This is a genomic window from Luteibacter sp. 9133 (assembly GCF_000800155.1).
In the GTDB taxonomy this organism is placed as follows: Bacteria; Pseudomonadota; Gammaproteobacteria; order Xanthomonadales; family Rhodanobacteraceae; genus Luteibacter; species Luteibacter mycovicinus.
In genome coordinates this window covers 3741385-3765003 of record NZ_JUHO01000001.1, presented here as the reverse complement: position 1 = coordinate 3765003, position 23619 = coordinate 3741385, and the positions used below count along the sequence as shown (strand labels likewise).

The window sequence follows — 23619 nt, the reverse complement described above, 5'->3', positions numbered from 1 at the left end:
GAGCGCGGCGACCGGAGCCTGAGGGTTCCGGCCGGAGTCCTCATGCAGCGATCCCCAGGGAAGAAACTCGTTCTCATCATCGGCCTGGTGGCCCTCGCCGCGGCCGGTGTGGGCGTATGGCGTCACGAGACGGGCGGCAAGGAGGCCCCGAAATCGCTCAACGGCAAGCAGGCATCGACGGGCACGCCGGTCACGACAGCCGTCGCGCAGCGCGGTGAGATCGATCTGTCGCTCAAGATCATCGGAAGGGCTGAGGCGTATTCGACGGTCAACGTGCGTTCCCGCGTCAGCGGTCAGCTCGATACGCTGGCTTTCACGCCAGGCACCCACGTGAAAAAGGGCGATCTCCTTGCCCGGGTCGATCCGCGTCCGCTCAAGGCCGCGCTCGACGAGGCCCAGGGCAAGGTGGCCAGCGACGAGGCTCAGCTGGCCAAGGCCGAGGCGGACCTCGGGCGTTACCAGAACATGCTCGGCAAAGGCTTCGTCAGTCGCGCCGATTTCGATCTGTACAAGGCCAACCTCGGCGTGGCCCGCGCCGCCCTCGTCAGCGATCGTGCCGCGGCGCGTGCCGCGCAGACGCAGCTCGACTTCACCACGATCTCCGCGCCCTTCGATGGTGTCACCGGTGCGCCTCTGGCCTATCCGGGGGCGACGCTTACCGCCGACACGACCGATATCGTGGTGCTCAATCAGGTCGATCCCATCCGTATCGCCTTCGCGATTCCCGAGGACAGTCTGGCCGCGGTGCGCAACAGCGCGCGTCGCGGCGCGCTTCCCGTCCAGGCGAAAATCCCCGGCGACACCGGTGGACCGCTGAAGGGCGAACTGGAGTTCATCGACAACGCCGTCGATGTCACGACCGGCACGATCGTCCTGAAAGCGCGTTTCGCGAATGCGGACGGCCGCCTCACCGCGGGCCAGTTCGCTGAAGTGACCCTGCCGACGACGCGGCTGACCGATGCCGTCAGCATCCCGGTGATCGCGTTGCAGAGTTCATCCGCAGGCACCTTCGTCTTCGTGGTCAAGGCCGACAAGACCGTGGAACAGAGGCCCATCACGACGGGTGCGACGACCGCCGACCGGGTCGTCGTGGACAAGGGCCTGCAGGCGGGCGAACGCGTCGTCACCGAAGGTCAGCTGTTGCTCGTCGACGGTGCGCGCGTGCGATGAACCTGCCGGAACTCTGTATCCGTCGTCCCGTCATGACCACGCTGCTGATGGCGGCGCTGGTGATCTTCGGCATCGTCGCGTACCCGAAGCTGCCGGTGAACGAACTGCCGAACGTCGACTTCCCGACGATCAATATCAGCGCGAGCCTGCCGGGCGCGTCGCCCGAGACAATGGCCTCGTCCGTCGCGACACCGCTGGAGGCGCAGCTGTCCACGGTCGCCGGCATCGACTCGATGAGCTCGTCCAGTTCGCTGGGCTCGACCACGATCACCGTGACCTTCGCCCTCGATCGCAGCATCGACGGCGCGGCTCAGGACGTGCAGGCGGCGATCTCCGCGGCGCAGCGCCAGTTGCCGCAGGACATGCCGACGCCACCCACCTACCGCAAGGTGAATCCGGCCGACGCGCCCATTCTGTTCCTCACCATGCAGTCGTCGACCTTGCCGCTGTCGACGGTCGACGACTATGCGGAGACCGAACTCGCGCAGCGCCTGTCGATGGTCGACGGCGTGGCCCAGGTCAACGTCTACGGTTCGCAGAAGTACGCGGTGCGCATCGCCGTCGATCCCGATCGTCTGGCGGCCACCGGTATCGGCGTCGATCAGATGTCCACCGCCATCGCCGCGGCCAACGTCAACAAGGCCACCGGCTCGCTCAACGGAAGTCGCCAGTTGCTGTCCATTCGTTCGGACGGCCAGTTGATGCGTGCCGCCGACTACGGGCAGATCGTGGTCGCTTACCGCAATGGCGCGCCCGTACGGCTTTCAGATATCGCCGTGCCACGCGACAGCGTGCAGGACGACCAGAAGGCCAGCTGGTTCAACGGCGTCCGTGCGATCACGCTGGCGATCCAGCGGCAACCGGGCGCGAATACCGTCGAAACGGTCGACCGGATTCTCGCGCTGCTGCCCGGCTTCTCCGAGACGCTGCCGCCGTCGGTCAAGCTCGACGTGATGTACGACCGCTCGGTGTCGATCCGCGACTCCGTGCACGACGTGCAGTTCACGCTGGTGCTGGCGGGCATTCTCGTGGTGCTGGTGATCTACCTGTTCCTCGGCAATGCGTCGGCGACCCTGATTCCGGCGGTCGCGCTGCCCATCTCCGTACTGGGCACGTTCGGCGCGATGTTCGCGCTGGGCTACAGTCTCGACAATCTCTCGTTGCTGGCGCTGACGCTGGCCGTCGGCTTCGTCGTCGATGACGCCATCGTGATGCTCGAAAACATCATGCGTCACATCGAACTCGACGAGACGCCCTACGAAGCGGCGATCAAAGGCGCGACCGAAATCGGCTTCACCATTTTCTCGATGACGCTGTCGCTGGTGGCGGTCTTCATCCCGGTGATGTTCATGGGCGGCATCGTGGGGCGTCTTTTCCACGAGTTCGCCGTGGTCATCAGCGTATCGATCCTGATTTCCGGATTCGTCTCGATCACGCTGACGCCCATGCTGTGCAGCCGTTTCGTCAAGGCGCACGACCACGACAAGCGCAGTGTCATCGTGATCTGGTTCGACAAGGGCTTCAGCGCCGTGACCGATGGCTACACACGCACGCTCGCCTGGTGCATGCGCCATCCGCGCACGGTGCTGGCGGTCTTCGCGCTCAGCCTCGTCGCCACCGGCGTCCTGTTCGTCGTCACGCCGAAGGACTTCATTCCGGCAGGCGACAGCGGTCAGTTACGTGTCACCACGGAGGGGCCAACGGATATTTCGTTCGCGGCGATGTCCGCGCGACAGAAAGTGCTGGCGCAGCTCGCGCAGGACGATCCGAATATCCAGGGTGTGATGTCGAGCGTCGGCGCCGGCGGTGCGCGCGCCACGGTGAACTCCGGCTCGCTGCTTCTGCGACTGAAGGATCCCGGCGACCGCGGGCATACGACGCCGGACGAAATCATTCAGGCGCTTCGGCACAAGTTCGCCGACGTGCCGGGTATCCGTACCTACATCCAGAATCCCCCGGCGATCCAGGTCGGTGGGCGCCAGTCCAAGGCACAGTACCAGTACACCGTGCAGTCGACCGATCTGAACGCCCTTTACGCGTGGTCCGGAAAGCTGGTCTCGGCGTTTCAGAAGCTGCCTGGTTTCCAGGATGTCACCACCGATCTGGACCTCAATAGTCCGTCGATGGTGGTGACCGTCAATCGCGACAAGCTGGGTCCGCTCGGCCTGACGATGGATCAGGTGCAGTCCGCCCTGGGCGATGCATTCGGTGAGAACCAGATCTCCACCATTTACGGCACGGCCACGCAGTACTGGGTGATCCTGCAGGTGGAGCGACGCATGCAGGACGACCCGGCGGTACTGTCGAAGCTTTACGTCACCTCGGACACCGGCAAGCTCGTGCCGCTGAATACCGTCGCGCAATTCGTGCGCAAGCCGCAGGTGCTGACCGTGAACCACCAGGGCCAGCTGCCCGCGGTCACGGTGTCGTTCAATCTCGCACCGGGTGTGTCGCTGAGCGACGCGGTGCAGAGCATTCAGCGCGCGACGACTCAGATGAATCTTCCCGGCACGCTCAGTGGCAGTATCCAGGGCACGGCGCAGGCCTTCCAGGATTCGGTCAAGGGCATGGGATTGCTCCTGCTGCTGGCGGTGTTCGTGATCTATCTCGTGCTGGGCATCCTGTATGAGAGTTTCATCCATCCGCTGACGATTCTCTCGGGTCTTCCCGCCGCCGCGGTCGGCGCGTTGCTCACGCTGGTGCTTTTCGGCGCGTCACTGGATTTGTTCGCCTTCGTGGGCATCGTGATGCTGGTGGGCATCGTGAAGAAAAACGCGATCATGATGATCGACTTCGCGCTCGAACGTCAGCGCGAGGGAGGCGTGGCTCCGCATGAAGCGATCTTCGAGGCCTGCCGCGTGCGTTTTCGTCCCATCATGATGACCACGATGGCGGCATTCGCGGGAACGCTGCCGATCGCGCTGGGGATCGGTGCGGGCGCGGAGACGCGCCGCCCACTCGGACTGGCCGTCGTCGGTGGCCTCGTGGTATCGCAGATCCTGACGTTGTATCTCACGCCGGTGATCTATCTGTACATGAACCGGTTGCAGGATCGGCTGGCGTCGCGGAAGCCGGCGCGACAAGCGCCGGCTGTGTAGGAGCGCGCCTGGCGCGCTCCTACATGGTCCTATTTAGTCGTGCGCGCCGTCTTTTGCGAACGCACCGGCCGCCGAACCGAAATTTCCATCGGCCTGCGCAGCCAGATACGCAAAGGTCGCGTACACCGCCACGTTCTGCGCGAGCGCCTTCGGATCGATCTTGTCCAGCGTGTCGTTGGCGTTGTGGTGGTAATCGAAGTAGTCGGTGCCGTCCTGCGTCAGCGAGAGCGCGGCCATGCCCTTGGCATGCATCTGCGACAGGTCGGATCCACCACCGCCGGGCCGGGCCGCGTCGTACGTCACGCCGATCGGCTCGATCACCCTGGCGATCTGCTCGATCGCGCCGCGCGCTTCGGGCTTCACGCTGGCGCTCATGCGCCAGATGCGGCCGGCGCCGAAATCGGATTCGGTACCCAGCTGAAACTTCGCCACGTCTTTCGCATGCGCTTCGGCATAGGCGCGTCCACCCCACAGACCCATTTCCTCGTTGGCGAAGGCGATGACGCGGATCGTGCGATCAGGGCGCTGCGGCATGTCCTTGATCAGCTTCGCCGCGGCGGCGGCGATCGCCACACCCGCGCCGTCATCGATGGCGCCGGTGCCCAGGTCCCACGAATCCAGATGTCCGCCGATGGCGACGACCTGATCCGGGTGCTTGCGACCGGTGACTTCAGCGATGACGTTGGAGCCTTCGTACGTACCCGCAAAGCCGACATCGAGGTCGAGCTTCAGCGTGACCGGCTTGCCTTCCTTCAGAATGCGCTCGAGCTGATCGGCGTCGGGCAGGGAAAGCGCGGCAGCCGGGATCGCGTCCTTCGGATCCTTGAAGCCGGTGACGCCCGTGTGCGGCGTACGGCTGTGCGGATCGGTGCCCGCCGAGCGCAGCAGGAACGCGGCGGCGCCCATCTTCGCGGCCAGGACAGGGCCGCCCGTGCGCGTGGCTGAGCCCTTGCCGTAGTCGTGGCCGTCCTTCTGCTGCTGCATGTGCGTCGAGACGTAGACGATCTTGCCCTTCACGCTGGCCGGGTCGGCGTTCCTGAACGCATCGAGGTCGTCGAAGCCGACGACTTCGGCCGTGAGGCCACCCTGCGGGGTGCCGGCGGAATAGCCCAGCGCGGTCAGAGCGAGCGGCTGCGGAAAGGGCGACACGACCGCTGCGTGCTCGCTGCGGCGCTGCCAGAGCGGGTAGCTGACCTTCTCGGTGTAGACCTTGTCGAAACCCATGGCCTTGAACTTCGCCACGGTCCAGGCGACGGCGCGCGCGTCGGCGGCGCTGCCGGCCACGCGGGGACCCACTTCCGTGGTCAGGCCGGTCACGAATTCGTAGCCGGTGTCGTCGCTCATCGCGCGATCGCGCAAGGCGGTGGCGGCGGCGATCGCCTTGTCCGGAATGGTCGTCGCCTTGTCGGCGGCATGGGCGGTGAAAGCGAGCGCAAGGCACGCAGCCAGCGTGTGCAGGCGGAAGATATGACGCATGGTGACCCCCGGGACGGTAAAGGTCGATTATGACCATGGCGCGGGGTGCGGCCGCGTAGGTCGAAAGTCATGGTCCAGCCGTCCGGACGGCTGGACGGCTCCCGAAGTTACGGTTGTGGCAGGCTCACCACCACGCGCAGACCGCCTTCCTTGCGGTTGCGCAGCACGATGCTGCCGCCGTGATCGAGCACGATGGCGCGGACGGTGGCGAGGCCGAGGCCGATGCCGCCGGTGTCGCGGTTTCGCGAGGATTCCAGACGGAAGAACGGCGCGAAGACCTGTTGCTGCATGGCCTCGGGAATGCCCGGGCCGTCGTCATCGATTTCGAGCAGGCATTCGCCACGGACGGTGCGCAGGCGCATGCGCACCCTTTGCCCGTACTTGATCCCGTTTTCGACGAGGTTGACGACAGCGCGGCGCAGCGCCACCGGATCGCCGTCGAGCGTCACGGGCGGCCCGGAAAACACCGCCACGTCATGTCCCACGTCGACCAGGTCGTCGCTCACGCTCTCGACCAGCAGCCGGAAATCCAGCGGCTGGCGTTGCGTGCCCAGCGAGCGGTCGCGCATGAAATCGAGCGCGGCGGAGATCATCGTCTTCATCTCCTGGAGGTCGCCGTCCACCTTGGCGCCGAGCGGGCCGGGCAGGCCGTCGAGCCGGAACGACAGGCGCGTCAGCGGCGTGCGCAGGTCGTGCGCGATCGCGGCGATCATGTGCGTGCGCTCGTGGAGCAGACGATTCACGCGCCCCTGCATGCCGTTGAAGGCATCGACCGCACGACGCATCTCGGGCGGTCCCTCACGCGGCACCGGCGGCGCGCTGGTGTCCGCACCCAGACGCTGTGCCGCCTCGGCGAAACGATGGATCGGTGCCGACAGCGCCCGGGCGAACCACCATGCGAAGGGCAGCAGCACCAGCACGCTCACGCCGAACAGCAGGAACAGCTCCTGCTGAAGCATGGAAGGAAAGGGCTCCACGGGCACCGAGGCGACCCGCCATCGGCCATCCGCCTGTCGCCACCCGACCAGCGACCCCGCGCCCATGCTGACGCGCATCGCGCCGGGGTGGCGGTCCATGCCGCTGTCCACCGCATAGACGCGAAGGTCATCCTGGGCGACGCGCAGAAGGCCCGCCAGCCGCGGCAGGAGGTGTGCCGACAGGCGACTGTCGGAACCGTCCGGGGGCGTGGGCGCGTCGGCCTGGGTGCGCACATCGAGGTCGGCGGGGTTGGGCGGCATGAAGTCCATGCCGGGCGGGCCGCGGCGGTCGTCGCCGGGCAGCATGGCGGTGGCCTGGCCGTCGCGTGGCGCGGAGCCGGGCGGCCTCCGGTCGTCGAAGTCGCGCTGGCCGAACGGCGCTCCGTCGTTCCGCAGGGCGGCCGCCACGTCGAAGAGGCTCGCCATGGGCGGCAGCGTCGGCGGACGGAGGACGAGTACGCCCACCCCGATGCCGGAGGCGATCAGCAGCGCGCACACCATCAGCAGAAAGCTGCGGGCGAAGATCGACAGGCCGGAACGTCGCGTCACAGGCGGGTGACCTTCGGCAGGAGCATGTAGCCCTCGTTGCGCACGGTACGGATCATTTCGTCCTGCGCGCGGTCATTCAGTTTGCGCCGCAGCCGGCTGATCTGCGTGTCGATGGCGCGGTCGAACACGTCCGCGCGGCCCCGGTGAACGAGGTCGAGCAGCTGATCGCGGCTCAGGATGCGTTGCGGGTGTTCGACGAAGGCGCGGAGCAGGGCGAACTCACCATCGGAAAGGTTGATGAAGATGCCGGTCGGATCGCGCAGGTCGCGCCGCGTCAGATCGAGGCGCCAGCCGGCAAAACCGTAGGGACGGATCTCCTCGGCGGGTGAAGGCGCGTCCTGGCTGCTTCGCCGCAGCACGGCACGCACGCGCGCCAGCAGCTCGCGTGGGTTGCAGGGCTTGGCCAGGTAGTCGTCGGCGCCGACTTCCAGCCCGATGATCCGGTCGGTATCGCTGCCCAGCGCACTCAGGATGATGACCGGGGGACCCTTTTCGGCGGCGAGGCGCCGCGCCGCGCTCAGGCCGTCCTCGCCCGGCATCATCACGTCGAGCACGATGAGGTCCGGTCGCTCGCGTTCGATGGAAAGCGACATCTGGGCGACGTTTTCGGCTGCGTGCACACGGTACCCGTGACCGCCGAGGAAATCGGTGATCAGCCCGCGCAGTTCGGGATCGTCATCCACGACGAGGATGAGTGACTGAAGGTCCATGGTCATGCTGCTTTAAATACCAGACCAGTCTACGAGGCGTTTGTCCCCGCGGCAAAACAGCCGACACAAAGCGGACACAAAAGGACATTCCCTCGTGACGGAAGCCACTTAGCGTGTGCAGACACCGCACACCACTAAGGATGGCCATGAAACCGTTCAACGCGCTGCCTTCGCTGCTCTTCTCCTTCGGGATCGCCCTGGCCGCCGCGGCGGTCGCCCAGGATCGGCCGCCCGGTCCCCCGGACGGTCGCCAGGCGCACCGCGACCCGAAGGTCGAGGCGGCGCTGGACGATTGCTGGAACGAACTCGGTGGCGAAGAGGACGACCCGGTGCCGCCGGACCTCATGGCTCAGTGCATGGATGAGAAGGGGTTCAAGCGGCCTGTCGGGCCGCCCCCCGGCCCGGACGGCGCGCCTCCGCCGCCTCCGCCTCCCCCCGCCTCATAACCGGAATGACCGCCTTGTCGTCCATGTCGTATGCATTTCCTCCGCTGTCGCGCTCCGATGACGGTATCGAAAACAACCGGCTGCTTGCCCGGCGTTTCTGGCAGGCCTTCGTCGAGCGGGCACCCAGCCGCTTCGAAACCAGCACGCTCGTGGACGGCTACGCTGGCGATCGCCTGCGCCTGGGCGCGTTCCGGCACACGCCGCACGTACTGACCGAGGCGGCGCTTCCGCGCGAGCATCGTCAGGCGGTGCTGCTGACCTTGCAGCTCGACGGACGGGCGCGTGTCGAGCAGCACGGGCGCCACAGCGACCTGGCCGGGGGCGATTTCTGCCTGATCGACCTGTCCCAGCCGTTCCGGCTGGAACTGGGGCGTTGCAGCGTCCAGTCGATCCATCTTCCGCTGTCGGTCCTGCGCGACGCCATCCCACGCCTGGACGATGTGGCGGCGGTCGGCCTGCCCGGGCACCTGGGTCCCGTGGGATATCTGCGTGTCCTCTTCCAGGAAATGTTCGCGCATCCGGCGGGCCTGACCGAACCGGTAGCCGACCGGCTGGCCGATGCGATTCCCCATATGCTTGCCGCCGCGCTGGAATCCGTGGACGCGAGTGAATCGTCCCCCTCGCGCCTGCGGCAGTACCACAAGCGTCAGGTGCGTCAGTTCGCCCGCGAGCACCTCGCCGATCCCGAGCTGTGCATCGACATGATCGCGAAGGGTGTCGGTCTTTCGGCCAGTCATCTGTTCGAACTGTTTTCCGACGAAGACCTGACCCTCATGCGCTGGGTTCGACTCGAGCGCCTCGCACGGTGCCAGCGCGAACTGTCCGATCCCCGCCTTCGTCATCGCGGCATCGCGCAGATCGCCCACGCCTGGGGCTTCGGCGACATGACCAATTTCAGTCGTTGCTTCCGCGACCATGTCGGTACGTCACCGCGTCGTTTCCGTCAGGCCGCAATGGTCGGGACGTTGCCGCCGGTGGATCGTTCGGACGTCCAAACGTCCGACGAATGACCGAATGATGCGGCAGTTTCCGCCGTATGGATGCAGGTTCTTAACACTAAATTGAAGTCGTGGCCCCGTCGGCCACGCATCGACGAAGTCATAAAACGAATCACACGTCACGGGCAGTTGGGGAAGGCGCCTTGCCAGGGTGCCGGCCTCGTGGCGTCGCGCATCCTAAATTTCGGGGAGTTTCCTAGTGAAGAATTCGACATCCATCCGCCTGAGCCGGATCAGCCTCGCGCTGGCCCTGGCGCTGGGCAGCACCGTGGCCATCGCGCAGTCGACCACCGGCAGCATCTTCGGCCAGGCGCCCGTCGCCGAGGGCGAGTCGGTCCAGGTCAAGAGCACCTCGGGTGTGACGCGTGAAGTCGCCGTGGGCAGCGACGGCCGTTACACGGTGGGTTCGCTGCCGCTCGGCAGCTATACCGTATCGCTCATGCAGGGCGGCAAGGTCGTCGACACGCGCAGCGACGTCGGCCTTCGTGTCGGTTCCGGTACGGAAGTGTCCTTTGCCGCGGCGTCCGGCGATGCGACGAGCCTGAGCTCGGTCACCGTGTCGGCCAACGCGCTCCCAGCCATCGACGTGTCCAGCGTCGACGCACGCACCGTCATCACCTCCCAGCAGCTGGCGAAGCTGCCGCTGGCGCGCAGCGCCGAAGCGATCGCGCTGCTCGCGCCAGGCGTCGTTCCGGGTTACAGCGGCTTCAAGAGCGGTACCACGGGTGGCTCGCTCGTTTCGTTCGCCGGCTCGTCGGTCACCGAGAACGCCTATTACCTCAACGGCTTCAACACCACCGACCCGCTCAGCGGCTTCGGCGGCATCAGCCTGCCCTATGGCGCGATCGATCAGCAGGAAATCCTCAGCGGCGGCTACGGTGCGGCTTACGGTCGCTCGGACGGCGGCGTGATCAGTCAGAGCGGCAAGCGCGGTACCAACGAATGGCACTTCGGTGCGCAGGTTCAGTGGACACCGGCGTTCGCGCAGGGCGTGAGCCCGAGCTCGTATTACGTGACCGGTGCCAACGCGGGCAATCTCTACCGTCGTTATTCCGACAACAAGTCCTGGGAAACCACCGAGAGCGCGTATGTCGGCGGCCCGCTGATCAAGGACAAGCTGTTCTTCTTCGCGGCGGTCGAAGGCGACAAGAAAGCCGGTAACAGTGTCGGTCCCGCGACGTCGTCGTACAACACCGATTACGAGTACAACAATCCGAAGTGGTACACCAAGCTCGACTGGAACATCAACGACAACAATATCCTCGAGCTGACCGGCGCGTCGACGAAGACGTCGTACAAGGGTAACGAGTACGACTACGACTACGCGACGAACCAGACGGGCGATCTGAACAGCTTCGACACCTCGACCAAGAACAGCGCCCGGGTCTCGATCGCCAAGTACACGAGCTACATCACCGACGATCTCACGCTGACCGCCATGTACGGCAAGCAGAAGATGACGTACTTCAGCCAGACCCCGGGTTACGACCCGTCGCTGGAGTACATCAGTGGTTCCGAGTTCGAGAACCCGGCGATCACCGGCGGCAATTCCATCGTCAATTCTCAGACGGTGCTGACCGCGAACGATCCGAACCACCGCGCCACCAGCAGCAACCTGCGCGTCGACCTGGCGTGGAAGATCGGCGATCACACGATCACCGGTGGTATCGACAACCTCAACTCGCACGACGTCGACGATGGCGAGACCGGCTCGGCCTGGATCTACGGTTACGGCGATCCGGCGACCAACATCAGCGACAGTCCGTACGTCGCCGCGCCGAGCACGGGTGCGGGCGGTCAGGACGGCTACTACGTATCGAAGTACCTCTACAGCACCTCGGCGTCGGTGCGCGTGAAGCAGCGCGCCCAGTACATCGAAGACAGCTGGCAGGTGGACGATCGCTGGCTGGTGAAGATCGGCCTGCGCAACGACCAGTTCACCAACTACAACCCGAGCGGTGAAGCCTTCCTGCGCATGACCAAGCCGCAGTGGGCGCCGCGCCTGGGCTTCAGCTGGGACGTGAACGGCGACTCGTCGCTGAAGGTCTATGCGAACGCCGGTCGTTACTACCTCGCCATGCCGGCGTCCGTCGCGCTGCGCGCCGCCGCCGGCTCGCTGTACACCAACGAGTACTACACCTACACGGGCATCGACGCTAACGGCAATCCCACCGGCCTGACCCAGCTGGCCTCGTCCACGGGTGGCGCGGTGTCGGCCAATAACGAGTACGGCACACCGCCGGACGCGAAGACCGTGGCCTCCAGCAACATCAAGTCCGAGTACCAGGATGAATACATGCTGGGCTTCACCCAGCAGATCAACGCGGACTACGTCTGGGGCATGAAGGGCCAGGTGCGCAAGCTGCGTAACATCCTGGACGACATCTGCGACACCACCACGATCGCGAGCAAGGCGCAGTCGCTCGGTTACGACGTCGACGCCTCCACGCTCAACGGTTGCTACCTGTCCAATCCGGGCCGCAGCAACACATACCGCATCGTCAACCCGGCCGGCGGTTACTACAGCGTCTCGGTCTCCGCGGCCGACTTCGGCATGCCGAGCGCCAAGCGTAGCTACTACGGTCTGGAGACCTTCCTCGAGCATCCGTTCGATGGCAAGTGGCAGGCCAAGATCGACTACGTCTACTCGAAGAGCTACGGCAATACGGAAGGCCAGGTGCGCTCGGACATCGGTCAGACCGACGTGTCGGCGACGGTCGACTGGGACTTCGGCAAGCTGATGGAAAACTCCAACGGTCTGCTCTCCAACGACCGCACCCACCAGCTGAAGATCTACGGTTCCTGGCAGGCGGCACCGGAGTGGATGCTCTCGGGCAACATCGCGCTGATGTCGGGCACACCCAAGACCTGTATCGGTTACTACGGCGCGGATGAGAGCAACCCGGTCGGTTACGGCAGCTACTACCACTACTGCGGTGGCGTCGCCTCGGCACCCGGCGACGCGGGTCGCCAGCCGTGGCAGCACATCATCTCGGTCTCGGCGGAATATCGCCCGATGTGGGCCGACCAGAAACTTGGCTTCAATGTCATGGTCTATAACCTGCTGAACGAGTCGGTACCGACGTCGACGTATGCGATCTATGGCAGCAGCAAGGCGCTGAACACCAACTACGACCGCATCAACTACTTCAGCACGCCGCGCTACGTCCGCTTCGGTATCAATTACGACTTCTGATCGACCGATCCAAAACCATTCCAACAATAAGCGCCGCGAGTCTCCCGACTCATCTCCCGCGGCGCAACGTTCTCCCCGGATCAGGCCGCCGAGCTCCCACTCGGCGGCCTCTTTTTTTCCAGACAGCAAAAAGGGACGAGGCAAGCCGGACATGCCGGTCACCTCGTCCCTCCGAAAGCGCGGAATCAGACGCGCGGCGGCTGCTGCCTGAGCAGGTCGCGGATTTCCGTCAGCAGCACCACGTCGGCGGCCGGTGCGGCCGGCTTGGCCTCTTCGCGATGCGTCAGGCGGTTGATCGCTTTGACCACCATGAAGATGGCGAACGCGATGATGACGAACTGGATCAGTACGTTGATGAACACGCCGTACTGGATCGCCACTTCGGCGGTCTTGGTCGCGGCGTCGGCGGGTTTGAGCACCCACTTCCAGTCTGAAAAGTCGATACCGCCGATCAGCCAGCCGATGGGGGGCATGATGATGTTGTCCACCAGCGAGGTGACGATCTTGCTGAACGCCGCACCGACCACAACACCGACCGCGAGGTCGATGACGTTGCCGCGTAGTGCGAATTTCTTGAATTCCGCGACGATGCTCATCGTGGGTTTCTCCTTCTGGGTCTGGGCGTCGAACGTAAAAAACTAACGTTCCGGATGTCAGGACTTTGCGAAGTCAGACCACGCGACCTTCGAGCGTGGCGACGCCTTCGAGGGTCGCACGGAAACGATCGCCGCGCAGCAATGCCGATACACCGGCCGGTGTACCGGTGTAGACGATGTCGCCCGCCTTGAGCTCGAACAGCTTCGACAGCGCCGAGAGGATCGCCGGGACATCGAGCAGCATGTCGCCGAGGGTGGCCGCCTGCCGGGTCTCGCCGTTGATCTCCAGCGAGATCCGCGTCGCGGCGGTTGGCGTGACCTCCGAGGCGGGAACCAGGGCGGAGACCGGTGCCGAATGGTCGAAGGCCTTGGCGACGTCCCACGGCGAGCCCTTGGCCTTGGCCTGGGCCTGCAGGTCGCGGCGGGTCAGGTCCAGACCCACGCCGTAGCCCCAGACCGTGGCGGCGGCCTGCTCGAGGGTCAGGTCCGTACCGCCCGATGCCAGCGCCACGACCATCTCCACTTCGTGGTGCAGCTCGTTGGTGGCGGACGGGTAGGGCACGTCGGCTCCGTCGGTGACGAGGGCATCGGCGGGCTTGGTGAAGAACATCGGATTGGCCGTGTCGACCGACGCGCCCATTTCTTTGGCGTGGTCGGCGTAGTTACGGCCGATGCAGAAGACGCGACGGACCGGGAAACGCTCGCTGCGCCCGGCGACGGGGATGCTCGGCTGGGCCGGCGAAGGGATGACGGTATTCATGGGCGCCAAGACTATCAGGTGACACCTGTCACGGCAGATGACTGATGGGCGGAAGTGGTGCACGGTCCGCCCGGATCGCATGATCTTGCCGACGATCCGTATCGCCAGGGGACCACGGGGACATGAACTCGAACGCCGAGCTGCTGCGGCAGCTGAAGATCGACAAGTCGCACAGGGAATCCCCAGGGGGTGGGAACGGCGGCGCCACGAAGATCGCGCTGATCGTGCTGGCCGTTCTCATCGGCCTGCTCGCCCTGGGCGGAGCGGCCTGGGCGTGGCTCGCGCATCGGCCTGTCGAGGTGACGGTGGCGACCGCGATCGCGCCGGCTGGCGCCGCGGAAGCCGGGGCGGTGCTGCAGGCGACGGGCTATGTCACCGCGCGGCGCCAGGCCACGGTCTCCGCGCAGATCACCGGGACGCTCACGGAGGTGCTGATCGAGGAAGGCGACCGGGTGAAGAAAGGCCAGGTGCTGGCGCGCCTGGAAGACAACGCCCTGCGCGCCGGCCTCGATGCCAACCGGGCGAACGCGGCGGCGGCGCGCGCCAGCGTGGTGCAAAGCCAGACCCAGCTCGAGCAGGCACTGCGCGACGCCGATCGGCAGGAGGCGCTGGTCGGCCGGGGCCTGGTCTCCAGACAGATCGCCGAGCAGGGACGTACGCAGGCCAACACCTATCGTGCCCAGCTCAACACGGCGCGTCGCCAGGCCGACGCCGCGGATGCTCAGGTCAGTGTCGGCCAGGTCAACCTCGACTACACTGTGATCCGTGCGCCGTTCGACGGCGTGATCACCGACAAGGCCGCGCAGGTCGGCGAGATCGTGTCGCCGCTTTCGGCGGGCGGCGGTTTCACCCGTACCGGTATCGGCACCATCGTCGACATGGATTCGCTGGAGATCGACGTCGACGTCAACGAGGCCTATATCGGCCGGGTCAAAGCCGATATGCCCGCCGAGGCGGTGCTCGACGCCTACCCGGACTGGAAGATCGGCGCGCATGTCATCGCCATCGTGCCCGCGGCGGATCGCGGTAAGGCCACGGTGAAGGTACGCGTCGCCCTGGAATCGAAGGACGTGCGGATCGTTCCCGACATGGGCGTGCGCGTGTCGTTCCTCGAACGCCGGGCGGAGCCGGTAGCCGATGCACCCAAAGGCGTGCTCGTCCCGGCCGGCGCGCTGGCGCGTCGCGACAACCGCGACGTCGTCTTCGTCGTCGCGGACGACAAGGCGATGCGTCACGACGTCACGCTCGCCGCACGCAACGACGGCGAGCAGCGTCTGGTGACGCAGGGCCTCGCCCCCGGTGACAGCGTCATCGTGACTCCGCCCGACTCGCTCACCGATGGTGCCGCCGTCCGCGTCGCCACCCGCCCTTCGCCCTGATACGCAAGGAGACACGTCCCATGGCTACCCTGATCGACATCCAGGATCTTTCCAAGGTCTATGAGCGCGGCCGGCAGAAGGTCGAGGTGCTGCATGGCGTGAACCTGAAGATCGAGGAAGGCGACTTCCTCGCGCTGATGGGACCGTCGGGCTCCGGCAAAACCACGTTGCTCAATCTCATCGGCGGTCTCGACACACCGTCGGGTGGCAGCATCGCGGTGGCCGGGGACCGCATCGACCGGCTGGGTGCCGGTGCGCTGGCTCGCTGGCGCGCGGCGCACGTGGGCTTCGTTTTTCAGTTCTACAACCTGATGCCGATGCTGACCGCGCAGCGCAACGTGGAACTGCCGCTGCTGCTGACCCGACTTTCCGCCGCGCAGCGCAGGCAGAACGCGTCGATCGCGCTGCAGCTGGTCGGTCTCGCGGATCGTTCGTCACACAAGCCGTCCGAACTCTCCGGCGGTCAGCAACAGCGCGTCGCGATCGCACGCGCGATCGTTTCCGATCCCACGCTGCTGGTCTGCGACGAGCCGACCGGCGATCTGGATCGCCAGTCGGCCGAGGAGATCCTCGGTCTTCTGCGCGAACTCAATCGCGAGCACGGCAAAACGATCGTGATGGTGACGCACGACCCGAAGGCCGCCGAGTACGCCAACCATACCCTGCATCTCGACAAGGGCAGCCTTGTCGGACAAGCCGTGGCCTGACCGAGGACGCCCGCATGAAATACATGCATCTGATCTGGGCCGCGTTGTTCCGGCGCAAGACGCGTACCTTCTTCACCCTGGTGTCGATCCTGGCGGCATTCCTGTTGTTCGGCATGCTGGACGCGACACGTGCCGCGTTCGCCTCGGGCGACAGCGTCGTCGGCGTGGATCGCCTCATCACCACGTCGAAGTATTCGATCATCCAGTCGCTGCCGGCGAGCCTGTCCACACGCATACAGGCGATTCCCGGAGTGAAGGCCGTGGCCGCCGCCAACTGGTTCGGCGGCATCTATCAGGATCCGAAGAACTTCGTGCTGAGCTTTGCCGTCAGCGAGAATTACCTCGACATCTATCGTGAGATCGAACTGCCCGCGGACCAGCGCAAGGTCTACGAAAACACCCGTACCGGCGCGGTGGTCGGTGAAGCGCTGGCGAAACGCTTCGGCTGGAAGCTCGGCGACAAGGTGCCGCTGCAGTCGACGATCTTCCCGCAGCGCAACGGCGACAAGACCTGGCCTTTCGATATCGTCGGCATCTACAGGCCGGCCAAGGGCGCGGCGAACGGTACGGACCAGCAGTTCTTCTTCCATCACAAGTATTTCGAAGACGCCAACGCATTTCAGAGCGTCGGTACGACGGTAGGCTGGTACGCGGTGCAGCTGACCTCGGCGGACAAGGCGGACCGCGTCGCCAGGGCCATCGACGCGCTCTCCGCCAACTCCGACCACGAGACCAAGACGCAGACCGAGCAGGCGTTCAACGCATCGTTCGCCAAACAGCTCGGCGATATCGGGCTGATCGTGTCGGCGATCATGGGCGCGGTGTTCTTCACTCTCATCCTGCTTACCGGCAACACGATGGCGCAGGCCGTGCGTGAGCGAACCCATGAGCTGGCCGTGCTGAAGACCATCGGCTTCTCCAGCCACAGCGTCCTCGGCATGGTGCTGGCGGAAGGCATCCTGTTGCTGGTGCTCGGCGGCGTGCTGGGTCTGGCACTGGCCGGCATCGTGGTGCCGATCGTGGCCAAGGGCAGCGGCGGCATGCTCAATCTGCCACCCATCGGCACCCAGACCTGGATTCTCGGCCTCGTGCTGATGGTGGTGATCGGCGCCCTCGTCGGTGCCTTGCCCGCCCTCCGTGCCATGCGCCTCAACATCGTCGACGCGCTCGCCGGGCGCTGAAGGAACTCATCATGAAACGTATGAAGAAGTTCGGGTTCGGCCTGCTGACCCTGCTGATCGTCGCCGCGTTCCTCGTCGTCTGGATCGCGTTGCCCTGGCAGGGCATCGTCGCCATCGCCGTCGTATTCGCGCTGTGGATGGCGCTGACCCGTCGCGGACGACAGACCTGGCAGGTGACTCGCGTGGGACTCGCCACGGTGGTTCAGCGGCTCGGCTCGTCATCGGTGGTGGTGGTGGGCATCGCGGGCGTGGTCGGTGTACTCGTCGCCATGCTGGCGATGAGCGATGGTTTCGCCGAAACCCTGCGCTCCACGGGTAACGACCGGACGGCCATCGTCTTGCGCGGCGGCTCGCAGGCGGAGCTCAACTCCATCCTTGATCGCGACAGCGCCAACGTGGTGATGCAGGCGCCCGGTGTGAAGAAAGATGCCCAGGGCCGGCCGATCGCCTCGGGCGAACTCGTCGTCGTCGCCAACCTGCCACGCAAGAGCGATCCCGGCAGCGATTCCAATGTGCCCATCCGTGGCGTCAGCGCTGACGTGTGGTCGCTGCGCGATCAGGTGAAGATCGTCGAGGGGCGCAAGTTCACACCGGGGCTGCGTGAGCTCATCGTCGGCAAGGGCGCGCGGGGACAGTTCGCGGGCCTCGATGTCGGCAGGAGCATCCGCCTCGCGGGACAGACCTGGACCGTGGTGGGTGAGTTCGTGTCCAACGACGTGCTGGAATCGGAACTGTGGGGCGATACGCAGAGCGTCGCCTCGGCCTACCGGCGTGGCAGCAGCGTACAGTCGGTGACGGTCATGCTGGATTCGCCCGCGGCATTCGACATCTTCAAGGCGTCGCTGGCTGGCGATCCGCGCCTGAAGGTCGACGTCAGTACGACGCAGGAATACTTCAGCAAGCAGTCCGAAGGCCTGACCAGGGTGCTGCGTGCGGTCGGTATCACGGTGGGCATCATCATGGCGATCGGTGCCGTGTTCGGCGCGCTCAATACGATGTTCGCCGCGATCCAGGCCCGGGCTCGCGAGATCGCCACGTTACGTGCGATCGGCTTTCGCGGGATACCGGTCGTGGTGTCGGTGATGCTGGAGACGATGTTGCTGGCGTTGCTCGGCGGCGTGATCGGTGCGGGCATCGTGTGGATCGTCTTCAATGGCTACACGGCGTCGACGCTCGGGGCGAACTTCAGCCAGGTGGTGTTCCGGTTCCATGTGAGCGCCGCGCTCTTGTGGACGGGGATCAAATGGGCGTTGGCGATCGGCTTTATCGGCGGCCTGTTCCCCGCCTTGCGTGCCGCCCGGGTGCCCGTGACCACCGCGTTGCGCGAGCTCTGATTTCTCACGGCGCTTCCAGTGGAAGCGCGTCGTCGGTGAGTTGCGGGTGGTCCGCCAGGACGACGTCGATCGCGCAGCGAGCGCGGTCGACGTCCCAGCGGCCGCCCCGTTCCTCGCAGGTGTCGAGATCGGCGTACATCGATTCGGTGTCGGCCCGGAAGCGCTGGCATGACGCGATGGCGGCCACGCCGATGCCCAGTACCGTCGCGCCGCGCGCCATGCATAGCCGCCGCCGATGGGTTCGTTGTGTCGGATTGGTCAGACTGCCCGTCATACCGCGCTCCCACCTAAGAGAAAAGCAGCCTCGGTGGGCTTGAGATTCGCGGACATCGAATAATTCTCAAAAATCGGCGCGCAGGCCCGGGACGAGACCTGCGTCACACTTGCCAGGGCGTCTCAGGCCTTGCGGGTCCGCATCATGGTGATGATGCCGACACCGACGAGGATGATCGCCATGCCCGCCAGGTCGAACGTGCCCACGTGCTCACCGGCGATGGCGACGCCGAACAGCACCGCCACGGGCGGGTTCACGTAGGCATAGCTGGTGGCCAGGGCAGGGCGAACGGTCTTCAGTACGTAGAGATACGCGCTGAACGCGATGATCGAGCCGAACACGATCAGATAACCAAGCGCGAGGGTGGCGCCCAGCTGCGGGTGCGCGGGGAAGCGCTCGCCATGCAGCATCGCGAGGATCGCCAGCGAGACGCTGGCACAGAGCATCTGCGCGGCGGTGTTCATGGGGCCGGCCGGCATGTCCTGACGCTTGGACCACACCGAGCCGAAGGCCCAGGCCATGGCGGCGCAGATCAACGCGATCGCGCCGATCGGCGAGCCCGACAACCCGGCGCCCAGGTTGAGCACGACCACGCCGATGAAGCCCAGCAGCAGACCGACGGTTTCGCCGCGCGTGGGCCATTCACGATAGAGGCCGCCGAAGACCGCGGCGAACAGCGGCATGCTGGCCACCGCGACGGCGGCGATGCCCGAGCTGACCGACTGTTCGGCGAAACAGACCAGCCCGTTACCGCCGGCGAGCAACAGCGTGCCGACGATGGCGGCGTTCCGCCACTGTCGCGGGGTCGGCAAGGCGACACCGCGCACGCGCAGGACGGTGAACATCAGCACGCCGGCGATGGCGAAACGGATCGCCGCCATCAGGAAGGGCGGATAGCTGACCAGCGCATAGCGGATGCCCAGATAGGTGGAACCCCAGATCAGGTACATCGACATCAGCGACAGCGGCACCAGCCAGCGCGAGGCGGCCAGCGTGGTGGCGGGGACTTTTTTTGCGGTACACACGGCGTCGGACATGGGGAACCCGGGGGCAGGCACGCGTCGCAAGATGCGGCGCGAATCACGAACGATATCGCCGCCGTCGTGGCCTTGGTAGCGAAACCTTCGAGGGTCAGCCTTGAGCGGCGCTCATGGCACGTTCGGTGGCGAGCAACTGCTGCTTGATCTCCATTCCCCAGCGCCACCCGCCGAGGCTGCCGTCTTCGCGGATGATGCGATGGCAGGGCACCAGCAGCGCCAGCTTGTTGCTGCCGCAGGCGCGTCCGATCGCACGTGCCGCCTTCGGCACGCCAAGTCTGGCGGCGAGCTCGCCGTAGCTGAGGGTCTCGCCGAGCGGTATCCGGGTCAGCGCTTCCCAGACGCGCCACTGAAAGGCGGTCGCGGCGATATCGAGTGGCGGCATGTCGGGGGCGGCGCCCCTTTCCCAGCCCAGCTCGCGGGTGACCCGGCCGATCACGGCGTCCAGCCATTCGTCGCGTCCCTCGTCGACGCGTTCCCGGTCGGCGAGCGGGAATTCTCCGGCCAGTCGCGTTTCCAGCGCCTCATCGTCGGCACCGAGCGTCACGGCGCAGATGCCCTTCGCCGTGGTGGCGACGAGCAGCCGGCCGAGCGGGGTACCCGTCGTGGTGTAGCGAATGGAGGCGCCCGCACCGCCGGCCCGGTAGCTCGCCGGGGTCATGCCGAGCCGGCGGTCGCTTTCCTCGTAGACGCGGCTGCCCGAGCCGAAACCGGCCTGATAGACCGCATCGGTCACGGCCGATCCTTCGCGAAGCGCATCGCGGAGCTGGCCGAAACGGCGGGCACGGGCGTACTCGGCCGGGCTGACGCCAAACCGGCGCCGGAAGGCGCGTTGCAGATGCGTGGGGCTGAGCCCGGCGATCGTGGCCAGACTGGCCAGATCGCTGGGCGCGTCATCTCGCTCCAGCGCGGCCCGGACACGGTCGAGCGGATCGTCGGCGGCGGGGCGGATGGTCTGGACCTGGGCTTTCATCGGGGCCTCCTGTCGTTGAAGGCCAGCGTAGGCGGACGCGACGACCGTCACCATCCGTTTCTTGCGCAGTGGCTCAGTGGTGAACCGGATCGCCCTGACGGATCACGACGAACTCGCCTTCGAGCACGTTCGGATCGTGCGTGGCGCGCGCCGCGGCCGGACGCGGCGCCGGGCGGACGCCGCCACGGGCCAGCTTCCACTGGCGGACCGCCAGGAACACCAGGCCGCCGGCCAGCAGCACGCCAAGGACGACCACACCGAACACGAGCAGCACCCCGAGCACGGCCAGACCGGCCACGACGGACAGGGCGCGGACCAGCGGGTTGCGAGAGCGGCGGATGGGCGGAAGGACGAAGCGCATTGGTTAAAAATCCGTGTGGCACAATGACATGCGTGGTTCCCCTTTACCTTGGGGCAACCCATCCCCACAGACAAGTGCCATGACTCCTACCGCCGACACCGCTCCCCTCTGCCTGCTGGCGGACATTCCCGATGGCAACGCCGTCGAAACCGAGGCCGTCATCCAGGGCGAGGTCGAGTCCCTGCTGATCTACCGCTCGGGGGAGGAGGCCCGCGCCTACCTCAACGTCTGTCCTCATGCGGGTCGGCGGCTGGACTATGCGCCGGGCAAGTTCCTGGTGCGCAATGGCACGATCATCTGCGCGGCGCATGGGGCGACGTTTACGGCGGAGAGTGGTGACTGCACCAACGGGCCATGTCGGGGAGATCGCCTGCGTGCGGTGCCGGTGTCGGTCGTCGACGGGGAAGTCCGACTGGCCTGAGAAATGCCGTAATCGCGGTGCGTCGCTCAGCGATACATCAGGTTGACGACCACCAGCGTAATCGCCAGAACCAGGAACGTCAGCGGCAGCCCGACCCGCAAAAAGTCCTTCGAACGATAACCGCCCGGCCCCGCGACCATCATCAACGCCGGATGCCCCGAAGGCAGCAGGAACGTATTGGACGACGACACGGCGACGATCAACGCGTAAGCCGAAGGATTTCCCCCCGTGCTCACCGCCACGCTGATCGCCAGCGGCACCATCATCACGGTGGCGCCCACGTTCGACATGACCTGAGAGAACATCAGCGTCAGCACCGCGATGCACAGCTGCAGCGTCCATTGCGGCGCCCCGCCCATGATCGCCAGGACTTCCTGCGCCAGCCACGACGCGGTGCCCGTGGAATCCATCGACCAGCCGAGGGGAATCAGGCAGGCGGTAACGAAGATCGTCTTCCAGTTGATGGCCTTGTAGGCCTCGTCCATGTTCAGCACGCCGGTGAGCAGCATGCCGACCGCGCCGGTCATCATCGCTACCGACAGGTCGAGGTGGGTGAACAGGGCCAGGCACTTGGCCAGCACGAAGAAACCCACCGCCTGCCAGATCTTGCCGGGGCGCTGCTCTTCCTTGGGGATGTCGGTGACCACGACGAAGTCGCGGTCTTCCTCGGCCAGCATCAGGTCGCGCCACTTGCTGTGCAGCACGAGGGTGTCACCGGCGCGCAGGCTGACCGCGCGCACGTCCTCGCGGTACACCTCGTCGCCACGGTTGACCGCCAGCACGGAGATGCCGAAGCGCTTGCGCAGGCGCAGATCGCCCACGGTCTGCTTGATGAAGCGCGAGCCGGGCGGCACGACGGCCTCGGAAATACCCGCACGCGTGGTGTTGAACTGTTCGCCCAGCTGGCGCATGCGCATGGAGACGCGACACAGCTGGTTATTGGCGAATGCCTGGATGGCGTCCTTTGGCGCGAGCACGCCGAGCACCGTACCGACCCAGATCATCTGGTCCGATGGGGGGGCGACGCGGCTCTCGTTGCCGTTCTTGATCGCCAGGATCAGCGGGGCACCGTGCAGCTGCTCCGCCTCACCGATGCTCATGCCGACCAGCGGGCTCTCCGCCGTGACCGTAAGCTCGGCGGTCTCGCCGGCGATGCCGTAGGTATCGGCGAAGTAGCTCTCGGTGCGGCCGGGGGTGACTTTCAGGCGCTCGTCTTCGCGCTCGGGCAGCAGCTTGCGGGTGAAGAAATAGAAGAACAGCACGCCGACCAGGGCCAGCACGAGGCCCACGGGGGTGACGCTGAACAGGCCGAATCGGGGGATCGTGTGCGCGCCGGGCGGCAGGTTGCTGTTGGCGCTGGCGATCAGGTCGTTCAGCACGATCAGCGGCGAGTTGGCGATCAGCGTGGTGTTGGTGGCCGTCAGGATGCAGAAGGCCATCGGCAGCAGCAGACGCGACATCGGCACGCCGGTACGCGCGGAGAGGCGGCTGGTCACGGGAATCATCAGGGCGGCCAGGGCCTGGCTGGGGATCACGGCGCTGAACAGGCTGGTGACGCTGTTGATCACGACGCCGAGGCGGGACTCGACACCGCGCGCCATGCGCATGACGAAGGCCGCGGTGAGGTTGAGCACGCCGGCGCGGTCGAGGCCGGCGCCCATGATCATGATCGCGATGATGGCGATCACCGCGTTACCGGCAAAGCCGTTGAAGACCTGGTCGCCGGGGATCAGGCCGGTGAGGCCGATCGTGACCACGACGAGCAGGGCGACCATGTCGGCCCGGATCCACTCCAGAACGAGCATGAGCATGGTGAAGCCCACCAGGCCCAGCACGAGGATCATTTCAGGAGTGAGGGTCAGTGCCACTGGCCGGCGGTTCCGATCCGGTCGTTGGAGACGTGCGGTGGCATGCTCTTGCCAGGCGGCTATCGTTGCCGCAGGAGTATACGCGCTGGGGGTGGCTCCCGGCTGAAG

The 23619-nt window shown here is 65.9% G+C and carries 20 protein-coding genes; 10 read left to right on the top strand and 10 right to left on the bottom strand.

Features of this window, described 5'->3' with window-relative positions:
* Window positions 1-42 precede the first annotated feature (42 nt).
* Window positions 43-1170, top strand: a complete 1128-nt coding sequence (locus FA87_RS16435; protein WP_043696065.1) for an efflux RND transporter periplasmic adaptor subunit — start codon at window positions 43-45, stop codon at window positions 1168-1170.
* Window positions 1167-4268, top strand: coding sequence for an efflux RND transporter permease subunit (locus FA87_RS16430; RefSeq protein WP_043696062.1), 3102 nt, complete (start codon window positions 1167-1169; stop codon window positions 4266-4268). Before FA87_RS16435 ends, FA87_RS16430 begins: the two co-directional genes overlap by 4 nt.
* A 33-nt stretch (window positions 4269-4301) precedes the next feature.
* On the opposite strand, the gene FA87_RS16425 is transcribed toward FA87_RS16430, so the two are convergent.
* The 3 genes from FA87_RS16425 to FA87_RS16415 all read right to left on the bottom strand — a co-directional run bounded on the left by FA87_RS16425 (window position 4302) and on the right by FA87_RS16415 (window position 7980).
* On the bottom strand, window positions 4302-5744 hold the full coding sequence (locus FA87_RS16425; RefSeq protein WP_043696059.1) for a M20/M25/M40 family metallo-hydrolase: 1443 nt from the start codon (window positions 5742-5744) through the stop codon (window positions 4302-4304).
* Window positions 5745-5851: 107 nt separating this feature from the next.
* On the bottom strand, window positions 5852-7222 hold the full coding sequence (locus tag FA87_RS16420) for an ATP-binding protein (RefSeq protein WP_052191523.1): 1371 nt from the start codon (window positions 7220-7222) through the stop codon (window positions 5852-5854).
* 44 nt (window positions 7223-7266) lie between these two features.
* Window positions 7267-7980, bottom strand: a complete 714-nt coding sequence (locus tag FA87_RS16415) for a response regulator (protein ID WP_036117065.1) — start codon at window positions 7978-7980, stop codon at window positions 7267-7269.
* A gap of 146 nt (window positions 7981-8126) precedes the next feature.
* Between FA87_RS16415 and FA87_RS16410 the strand changes: the two genes are divergently transcribed.
* The 3 genes from FA87_RS16410 (at window position 8127) to FA87_RS16400 (ending at window position 12620) form a co-directional block, all read left to right on the top strand.
* Window positions 8127-8426: a hypothetical protein gene (locus FA87_RS16410; RefSeq protein WP_051943277.1), complete on the top strand. Its 300-nt coding sequence runs from the start codon at window positions 8127-8129 to the stop codon at window positions 8424-8426.
* Between the two features lie 23 nt (window positions 8427-8449).
* Window positions 8450-9436: a helix-turn-helix domain-containing protein gene (locus FA87_RS16405; RefSeq protein ID WP_043696054.1), complete on the top strand. Its 987-nt coding sequence runs from the start codon at window positions 8450-8452 to the stop codon at window positions 9434-9436.
* Window positions 9437-9623: 187 nt separating this feature from the next.
* Entirely contained in the window at window positions 9624-12620 is a 2997-nt protein-coding gene (locus FA87_RS16400) for a TonB-dependent receptor plug domain-containing protein (protein WP_043696051.1), read from the top strand.
* Between the two features lie 185 nt (window positions 12621-12805).
* Here FA87_RS16400 and mscL read toward each other — a convergent pair whose 3' ends face one another.
* Both mscL and FA87_RS16390 read right to left on the bottom strand, forming a co-directional pair.
* Window positions 12806-13216, bottom strand: a complete 411-nt coding sequence (gene mscL / locus FA87_RS16395) for a large-conductance mechanosensitive channel protein MscL (protein ID WP_036110199.1) — start codon at window positions 13214-13216, stop codon at window positions 12806-12808.
* Between the two features lie 73 nt (window positions 13217-13289).
* Complete coding sequence (locus FA87_RS16390) at window positions 13290-13976, bottom strand: fumarylacetoacetate hydrolase family protein (protein WP_043696048.1); 687 nt, start codon at window positions 13974-13976, stop codon at window positions 13290-13292.
* 122 nt (window positions 13977-14098) lie between these two features.
* Between FA87_RS16390 and FA87_RS16385 the strand changes: the two genes are divergently transcribed.
* From FA87_RS16385 to FA87_RS16370, 4 genes are read left to right on the top strand one after another with little or no spacing between them, the layout of a single operon-like run.
* Window positions 14099-15355, top strand: a complete 1257-nt coding sequence (locus FA87_RS16385; protein ID WP_043696045.1) for an efflux RND transporter periplasmic adaptor subunit — start codon at window positions 14099-14101, stop codon at window positions 15353-15355.
* A 20-nt stretch (window positions 15356-15375) separates the two neighbouring features.
* A complete protein-coding gene (locus FA87_RS16380; protein WP_036110207.1) occupies window positions 15376-16062 on the top strand; it encodes an ABC transporter ATP-binding protein in 687 nt (228 codons plus the stop codon).
* Window positions 16063-16076: 14 nt separating this feature from the next.
* Window positions 16077-17243 (top strand): FtsX-like permease family protein, encoded by a 1167-nt coding sequence (locus tag FA87_RS16375; protein ID WP_043696042.1) that lies wholly within the window; start codon window positions 16077-16079, stop codon window positions 17241-17243.
* Window positions 17244-17254: 11 nt separating this feature from the next.
* Window positions 17255-18577, top strand: a complete 1323-nt coding sequence (locus tag FA87_RS16370) for an ABC transporter permease (RefSeq protein ID WP_197062435.1) — start codon at window positions 17255-17257, stop codon at window positions 18575-18577.
* A 4-nt stretch (window positions 18578-18581) separates the two neighbouring features.
* Here FA87_RS16370 and FA87_RS16365 read toward each other — a convergent pair whose 3' ends face one another.
* The 4 genes from FA87_RS16365 to FA87_RS16350 form a co-directional block, all read right to left on the bottom strand.
* Window positions 18582-18851, bottom strand: coding sequence for a hypothetical protein (locus FA87_RS16365; protein WP_156128580.1), 270 nt, complete (start codon window positions 18849-18851; stop codon window positions 18582-18584).
* 122 nt (window positions 18852-18973) lie between these two features.
* Window positions 18974-19888, bottom strand: coding sequence for a drug/metabolite exporter YedA (gene yedA, locus FA87_RS16360; protein WP_043696036.1), 915 nt, complete (start codon window positions 19886-19888; stop codon window positions 18974-18976).
* A gap of 94 nt (window positions 19889-19982) precedes the next feature.
* Window positions 19983-20861 carry a methylated-DNA--[protein]-cysteine S-methyltransferase gene (locus FA87_RS16355; protein WP_043696033.1) on the bottom strand — a complete coding sequence of 293 codons (879 nt, stop codon included), beginning with the start codon at window positions 20859-20861 and terminating at the stop codon, window positions 19983-19985.
* Between the two features lie 73 nt (window positions 20862-20934).
* Window positions 20935-21222, bottom strand: coding sequence for a hypothetical protein (locus FA87_RS16350; RefSeq protein ID WP_036110224.1), 288 nt, complete (start codon window positions 21220-21222; stop codon window positions 20935-20937).
* Window positions 21223-21301: 79 nt separating this feature from the next.
* Between FA87_RS16350 and FA87_RS16345 the strand changes: the two genes are divergently transcribed.
* The gene (locus FA87_RS16345; protein WP_036110227.1) at window positions 21302-21643 is read left to right on the top strand and encodes a Rieske 2Fe-2S domain-containing protein; all 342 of its coding nucleotides are present in this window, start codon (window positions 21302-21304) and stop codon (window positions 21641-21643) included.
* 26 nt (window positions 21644-21669) lie between these two features.
* Here the strand turns inward: FA87_RS16345 and FA87_RS16340 are convergent, their stop codons facing one another.
* The gene (locus tag FA87_RS16340; protein WP_036110230.1) at window positions 21670-23487 is read right to left on the bottom strand and encodes an SLC13 family permease; all 1818 of its coding nucleotides are present in this window, start codon (window positions 23485-23487) and stop codon (window positions 21670-21672) included.
* Window positions 23488-23619 lie beyond the last annotated feature (132 nt).

What these genes read in the sequence shown, in the direction of transcription:
- FA87_RS16355 (WP_043696033.1), bottom strand. Translation starts at nt 20,861, where the DNA reads ATGAAAGCCCAGGTCCAGACCATCCGCCCCGCCGCCGACGATCCGCTC.
- FA87_RS16340 (WP_036110230.1), bottom strand. Translation starts at nt 23,487, where the DNA reads ATGATCCTCGTGCTGGGCCTGGTGGGCTTCACCATGCTCATGCTCGTT.
- mscL (WP_036110199.1), bottom strand. Translation starts at nt 13,216, where the DNA reads ATGAGCATCGTCGCGGAATTCAAGAAATTCGCACTACGCGGCAACGTC.
- FA87_RS16415 (WP_036117065.1), bottom strand. Translation starts at nt 7,980, where the DNA reads ATGGACCTTCAGTCACTCATCCTCGTCGTGGATGACGATCCCGAACTG.
- FA87_RS16375 (WP_043696042.1), top strand. Translation starts at nt 16,077, where the DNA reads ATGAAATACATGCATCTGATCTGGGCCGCGTTGTTCCGGCGCAAGACG.
- FA87_RS16380 (WP_036110207.1), top strand. Translation starts at nt 15,376, where the DNA reads ATGGCTACCCTGATCGACATCCAGGATCTTTCCAAGGTCTATGAGCGC.
- FA87_RS16430 (WP_043696062.1), top strand. Translation starts at nt 1,167, where the DNA reads ATGAACCTGCCGGAACTCTGTATCCGTCGTCCCGTCATGACCACGCTG.
- FA87_RS16385 (WP_043696045.1), top strand. Translation starts at nt 14,099, where the DNA reads ATGAACTCGAACGCCGAGCTGCTGCGGCAGCTGAAGATCGACAAGTCG.
- FA87_RS16390 (WP_043696048.1), bottom strand. Translation starts at nt 13,976, where the DNA reads ATGAATACCGTCATCCCTTCGCCGGCCCAGCCGAGCATCCCCGTCGCC.
- FA87_RS16435 (WP_043696065.1), top strand. Translation starts at nt 43, where the DNA reads ATGCAGCGATCCCCAGGGAAGAAACTCGTTCTCATCATCGGCCTGGTG.
- FA87_RS16365 (WP_156128580.1), bottom strand. Translation starts at nt 18,851, where the DNA reads ATGACGGGCAGTCTGACCAATCCGACACAACGAACCCATCGGCGGCGG.
- FA87_RS16345 (WP_036110227.1), top strand. Translation starts at nt 21,302, where the DNA reads ATGACTCCTACCGCCGACACCGCTCCCCTCTGCCTGCTGGCGGACATT.
- FA87_RS16370 (WP_197062435.1), top strand. Translation starts at nt 17,255, where the DNA reads ATGAAACGTATGAAGAAGTTCGGGTTCGGCCTGCTGACCCTGCTGATC.
- FA87_RS16405 (WP_043696054.1), top strand. Translation starts at nt 8,450, where the DNA reads ATGTCGTATGCATTTCCTCCGCTGTCGCGCTCCGATGACGGTATCGAA.
- FA87_RS16350 (WP_036110224.1), bottom strand. Translation starts at nt 21,222, where the DNA reads ATGCGCTTCGTCCTTCCGCCCATCCGCCGCTCTCGCAACCCGCTGGTC.
- yedA (WP_043696036.1), bottom strand. Translation starts at nt 19,888, where the DNA reads ATGTCCGACGCCGTGTGTACCGCAAAAAAAGTCCCCGCCACCACGCTG.
- FA87_RS16420 (WP_052191523.1), bottom strand. Translation starts at nt 7,222, where the DNA reads ATGGTGTGCGCGCTGCTGATCGCCTCCGGCATCGGGGTGGGCGTACTC.
- FA87_RS16410 (WP_051943277.1), top strand. Translation starts at nt 8,127, where the DNA reads ATGAAACCGTTCAACGCGCTGCCTTCGCTGCTCTTCTCCTTCGGGATC.
- FA87_RS16425 (WP_043696059.1), bottom strand. Translation starts at nt 5,744, where the DNA reads ATGCGTCATATCTTCCGCCTGCACACGCTGGCTGCGTGCCTTGCGCTC.